The 1,161-nt window shown below is 76.2% G+C and carries 2 protein-coding genes; one reads left to right on the top strand and one right to left on the bottom strand.

Annotated features, from left to right (window positions below; all coding sequences use genetic code 11):
• Positions 1-78: 78 nt before the first annotated feature.
• Positions 79-930 carry an NAD(P)H-binding protein gene (locus GTW43_RS20080; protein WP_161303402.1) on the bottom strand — a complete coding sequence of 284 codons (852 nt, stop codon included), beginning with the start codon at positions 928-930 and terminating at the stop codon, positions 79-81.
• A gap of 88 nt (positions 931-1,018) precedes the next feature.
• Between GTW43_RS20080 and GTW43_RS20075 the strand changes: the two genes are divergently transcribed.
• On the top strand, positions 1,019-1,161 hold a 143-nt coding region (locus GTW43_RS20075), incomplete at its 3' end, for a cupin domain-containing protein (protein WP_161303401.1).

Here is a 1,161-nt window from a genome sequence, read left to right as displayed (position 1 = left end):
CCCGCCGTGACCCGCACCCGCACGACGACGACGGCGACACCGGCCCCGACGACGACCACCACCGCCCGGCCTAGCCGGTCAGGGCGTCTTCCACGCCCCGGCCGCGGCGGCCTCCTCGGCGAACTCCCCGAAGGCGCGCGGCGCCCGGCCCAGGACCTCGGCCACGTCACCGCTCAGCGCCGCGTTGCGCCCGTCGAGCAGGGTCGTGAACAGCTCGACCAGGAAGCCCACCTCGTCCTCGGGCACGCCGAACCCGCGCAGCGCGTCCCCGTAGGCCGCCGCCGGCACGCCGAGGTAGGTCCTGGCGGTGCCCGTCGCGGCCGCGACCGCGGCCAGCGCCTCGCCCCACGTGAGCAGCTCCGGACCCGTCAGGTCGAGGGTGCGGCCCGCGTACCGCCCGTCCGGCGCGTCCAGCACCGCCACCGTCACGTCCGCGATGTCCCGCACGTCCAGGAACGGCTCACGCAGCTCCGGCGGCGCCGCGAAGACCAGCTCCGGGCCGCTCACCTGCTCCCGCAGCGGGCCCTCGCTGAAGTTCTGGTGGAACCACGCGCAGCGCAGCACCGTCCAGTCCCCGCCCGCCGCCGCCAGCGCCTCCTCCGCGGGCCGCGCCTGGTCCTCGCCGCGCGCCGAGAGCAGCACCGTGCGCCGCACCCCGAGCTCCATCGCCCGCCGGGCCAGCGTGCCCACCGCCGCCTCCGCGTCCGGCGCCCCGATGTCCGACGGGTACGCCAGATAGGCCCCGTCGGCGCCGGCCAGCGCCGCGTCCCACGTCCCCGGGTCCGCCCAGTCGAAGGGCACGGCCCCCGAGCGGGACGCCGCCCGCACCGTCAGCCCCGCGGCCCGCGCCGCGGCGGCCACCCGGCTGCCCGTCCGGCCCGTCGCCCCGGTCACCAGTACTGTCCTCGTCTCGTGCTCGCTCTGTGTCATGCCTCCACTCAACTGCGCCCGCCCCCACCGGAACATCGCCGAGCCGCTCACCCCCATACGCACGCGTCCAGCGCCTAGTCTCGGTGTCATGGACGTACTCGCAGGACTCCTGGAGGGGCCACGGGCGCGCGGGGCCTTCATGATCCGGGCCTGTTTCGAGCTGCCGTGGTCGGTGCGGATCGCCGACGAGGCACCGCTCACCGTGATGATCATGGTCGAGGGCGATGCCTA

The sequence above is a fragment of the Streptomyces sp. SID5785 genome (genome assembly GCF_009870065.1).
Classification (GTDB): domain Bacteria; phylum Actinomycetota; class Actinomycetes; order Streptomycetales; family Streptomycetaceae; genus Streptomyces.
Note: the sequence above shows the minus strand (reverse complement) of the source record. Positions and strands in the feature narration are given on the sequence as shown.